Source organism: Agreia sp. (assembly GCF_964263775.1).
Classification (GTDB): Bacteria; Actinomycetota; Actinomycetes; order Actinomycetales; family Microbacteriaceae; genus Agreia.
The window spans coordinates 1-3,983 of sequence record NZ_CAXVWM010000162.1 but is presented as its reverse complement, the minus strand read 5'-3'; the positions used below and the strand labels follow the sequence as shown (position 1 = coordinate 3,983).

The window sequence follows — 3,983 nt, the reverse complement described above, 5'->3', positions numbered from 1 at the left end:
CCGAGGTCGGCGATCAGCGCTGCGACGGGGCCCGGCTTGCCCTTCTCCCCGCCGCGGGTGGCGAAGCTCTCCGCTCCGCTGTCGAGGCGGATGCCGTCGACCTCATGGGTGGCCACGAACCCGCCCGGGGTCTCGGCCGCGTCGAGAACGATCACCCGGAGTCCCTTGCGGGCGCACTCCCGCGCCGCGACGAGCCCGGCGACTCCGGCCCCGATGACCACGACGTCGAAGTCGCTGGAGCTGTGCTCGGTCACTCGACGCTCCACGTCAGCACGTTCGTGTCGCCACGCCGCTCGTTCGCGCCATCAGGCGGCGAGTCGGGCGATTCGTGCTGACTTAGCGCAGGGGCCGCACCGAAGGCGCTCATCGAGAGTGAACGAGTTCGACGATGCGGGTGAGCACCGCGGGGTCTGTCTCGGGCGGAACGCCGTGGCCGAGGTTGAGAACGTGGGCGGGAGCCGCCTTTCCGCTCTCGAGAACGTCGAGCACGTGCTTCTCCAGCACCGGCCACGGTGCGGCGAGCAGCGCGGGGTCGACGTTGCCCTGCAGGGGAACGTCGCCGCCGAGACGATGGCTGGCCTCGGCGAGCGGGATGCGCCAGTCGACTCCCATGACATCGGCGCCGATGTCGTGCATGGCCGGCAGCACCTCGCCGCTGCCCACGCCGAAGTGCACGGTCGGCACGCCCAGGTCGGCCACGGCCGAAAGCGCCTTGGCCGAGTGCCGCTGCACGTGCGCCGAGTAGTCCGCGAGCGACAGCGATCCCACCCACGAGTCGAACAGCTGCGCCGCCGAGGCGCCCGCCAGAACCTGTGCACGCAAGAACTGCCCCGTGACGATCGCGGCCCAGTCGAGCAGGCCGGCCCAGGCATCCGGGTCGGAATGCATGAGCGTACGCGCCCGCAGGTGGTCTTTCGACGGGCCGCCCTCGACGAGGTAGGCGGCGAGCGTGAAGGGGGCGCCGGCGAATCCGATGAGCGGGGTGTCGCCCAGCTGCGCGACGGTGCGGGAGACACCGGCCGAGATCGGGGCGAGTGCCGCGTCGTCGAGGGCGGGCAGCGCGGCCACGTCGGCGGCGGTGCGCACCGGCTTGCCGAGCACGGGCCCGCGGCCGGGAACGATGTCGACGTCGACGCCGGCCAGTTTCAGGGGAATGACGATGTCGCTGAAGAAGATGCCCGCGTCGACACCGTGCCGACGCACCGGCTGCAGGGTGATCTCACTCGAGAGCTCGGGGTCGAGGCAGGCGTCGAGCATCTGCGTTCCGACCCGCAGCTCACGGTATTCCGGCAGCGAGCGCCCGGCCTGGCGCATGAACCACACGGGGGTGACGGCGGGCCGTTCACCCCGGTAGGCGGTGATGAGGGCACTGGATGCCGTGCGCCCGTCGACCAGGGGATGCTCGGCGGGCAGGGTGGTCACGGCGTGAGAAGAGGGCACCGACCGATTTTACCTGCGCTGCCTGAGCGGACTTCTACACGACGTAGACTCGAGAGGTGCTGCTCTGTCTGACTGCGAACCATCGCAATGCCAGCTTCGATCTCCTCGAGAAGCTGTCGATCGGCGCACCCTCCCTCGCAACCTCGTTGGTCACCGAAAGCGACTTCATTCAGGGCGCAGTGGTTCTGGCCACCTGCAACCGCTTCGAGGCCTACCTCGACGTCGACGAGCCCCTCACCGCCGCGGCCGCGCTCGCGACCGAGCAGGCCATCGCAGTGCTGGCCGAGGCATCCGTCGTCGATGTCGACGACGTGCGCAGCACACTCACCGTTCTGTGCGGCGACGCCGCGGCCGAGCACCTCTTCGCGGTCTCGAGCGGACTCGAGTCGGTCGCCATCGGCGAAGACGAGATCGCCGGGCAGGTTCGCCGCGCCCTCACGACTGCCCGCGTCGAGCACACGACCTCGAGCGACCTCGAGCGACTGTTCCAGCGGGCGTCGAAGACCTCGCGCGGCGTCAAGACGAAGACGGGTCTCGGCAAAGCGGGTCGCAGCCTCGTGCGCCTCGCGCTCGACCTGGCCGAGAGTCGCGTCACCGACTGGGCCGGAACCACCGTTCTGCTCGTCGGCACGGGGCGCTACGCCCGCGCCAGCCTGGCCGCGCTCCGCGATCGCGGGGTCACGAACGTGCGGGTCTACTCGCCGTCGGGCCGCGCCGCGAACTTCGCCGCCTCGCACGAGCTGCACGCCGTGACGAAGGCCGAGCTGATCGGCGCGATCGCGGCATCCGATGTGATCGTCACCTGCAGCACCGCACCCGCCGTCGTTCTCACCGCCGACCAGCTCGCAGCCGCCGGAGACGTGCTTGGTGCCGTACAGCGCCGCCTCGTGATCGACCTCGGCCTGCCGCGCAACGTCGACCCGGCCGTGTCGACGGTTGCCGGCACCGAACTGCTCGACCTCGAGACGGTCAGTCTGCACGCGCCGCTGCGAGAGTTGAACGCCGAATCCGACGCCCGCGCGCTGGTCGGCGAGGCCGCGGCCGAGTACCGCGCATCCCGCGCCGAGGCCGAGGTCGCCCCGGCCGTCGTCGCGCTGCGTTCGCACCTCTTCGACCTGCTCGACGCCGAGATCGAACGCGCCCGCTCGCGTGGCGACTCGTCAGACGAGACCGAGCGAGCGCTGCGGCACCTGGTCGGCGTGATTCTGCACACCCCCTCGGTGCGAGCACGTGAGCTGGCCCGAACCGGCGGAACCGAGACGGTGTTCGCGGCCGTCGAGGCGCTCTTCGGGCTGCAGGCCTCGCCCGCGTCGAGCGACGCCGTCGCCTCGGTCGCGTCGACCGTTCCTCTCATACACCGCGCGCACGAGGGCTGAGTGGCTGACGAGGCGTTGCTGCGAATCACAGCTCCGATCCGCACCGAGCGCCTCGTGCTGCGAACGCTCACTCCCGAAGACCTCGACGACGTCTTCGGCTACGCGGGGCGCGACGACGTCATCCGCTACCTGCCGTGGCCGAAGCGCACCCGCGACGAGGTGGCCGAGCACCTGGCGCGGCGACTGAACACCACGCTTGCCGCCGATGGCGACGTGATCGTTCTGGGCATCGAACTGCCCCCGTCGCTCGACGGCGCGTCGCCCGAAGGCGCGTCACCCGACGACGCCCCTGCTGATGACGCCTGTGCGCGGCCCCGCATCATCGGAGACCTGACCCTCGTGCTTACAAGCATCGAGCACCGGCAGGCCACGGTCGGCTGGGTGCTGAATCCACAGTTCCAGGGCAAGGGCTACGCGGCCGAGGCCGCATCCCGTGTTCTCACCCTGGCGTTCGACGAACTCGGGTCGCACAGGGTCGTCGCCGAGCTCGACCCCCGCAACACGGCCTCGGCGTCGCTCTGCACCCGGCTCGGCATGCGCCTCGAGGGGCACTTCGTGCACAGCGGGATCGTCGAGGGAGAATGGGCAGACCTGGCCGTCTACGCGATCCTCGACGTGGAGTGGAACGCACGAAACGCGCTCGATGGGTGAGTTGCACCCGAGCAGCAGATGCCCGTGCGGTCAGGTGCACCCGGTGCGCCGGCACCTCTTGACCGCAGCGGCACCTCCTACGCCGGTTAGGGTTGGCGCATGACTCTGGATGCCGGGCTCGCCTCGATCGCCGACGAACGGTTCGTGTCGCTCACCACGTTTCGCAAGTCCGGAGTGGGCGTCTCGACGCCGGTGTGGATCGCCCGTGACGGCGACGCCCTCATCGTGACGACGCCCGACGGCACGGGCAAGGTCAAGCGGCTGCGCAACAGCAGCCGGGTCGAGCTGCGCCCATCCACCCGTATGGGCACCGTGGCAGACCACGCTCGCGTCGTCGCGGCGGTCGCCGAGATCGTCGACACCGACGAGGCCCGCTCGAGCCAGGCGCGCATCTTTCTGGCCAAGTACCGCCTGCAGTACCGCGTGTTCATGTTCATCGAGCGGCTCGGCAAGAAGGGCCAGAAAAAGCGCGTCTGCCTGCGCATCACAGCGTGATCCGCTTCTCGTTCGAGCTCG

General features: G+C 70.1%; 5 protein-coding genes. 3 read left to right on the top strand and 2 right to left on the bottom strand.

All coding sequences use genetic code 11. The features are described from left to right. Both ACE5CZ_RS11830 and hemE read right to left on the bottom strand, forming a co-directional pair. Window positions 1-254 (bottom strand): FAD-dependent oxidoreductase (locus tag ACE5CZ_RS11830; protein ID WP_374947528.1); only part of this gene is annotated, 254 nt, incomplete at its 3' end. A 109-nt stretch (window positions 255-363) separates the two neighbouring features. Then, the gene (gene hemE, locus ACE5CZ_RS11825) at window positions 364-1,422 is read right to left on the bottom strand and encodes a uroporphyrinogen decarboxylase (RefSeq protein ID WP_374947529.1); all 1,059 of its coding nucleotides are present in this window, start codon (window positions 1,420-1,422) and stop codon (window positions 364-366) included. 74 nt (window positions 1,423-1,496) lie between these two features. On the opposite strand from hemE, the gene ACE5CZ_RS11820 reads away from it, so the two are divergent. From ACE5CZ_RS11820 to ACE5CZ_RS11810, 3 genes are all read left to right on the top strand, one after another. After that, window positions 1,497-2,816: a glutamyl-tRNA reductase gene (locus ACE5CZ_RS11820; protein ID WP_374947527.1), complete on the top strand. Its 1,320-nt coding sequence runs from the start codon at window positions 1,497-1,499 to the stop codon at window positions 2,814-2,816. Next, entirely contained in the window at window positions 2,817-3,467 is a 651-nt protein-coding gene (locus ACE5CZ_RS11815; protein ID WP_374947526.1) for a GNAT family N-acetyltransferase, read from the top strand. A 99-nt stretch (window positions 3,468-3,566) separates the two neighbouring features. Further along, window positions 3,567-3,962: a PPOX class F420-dependent oxidoreductase gene (locus ACE5CZ_RS11810; RefSeq protein WP_374947525.1), complete on the top strand. Its 396-nt coding sequence runs from the start codon at window positions 3,567-3,569 to the stop codon at window positions 3,960-3,962. The last annotated feature ends 21 nt before the right edge of the window (window positions 3,963-3,983 follow it).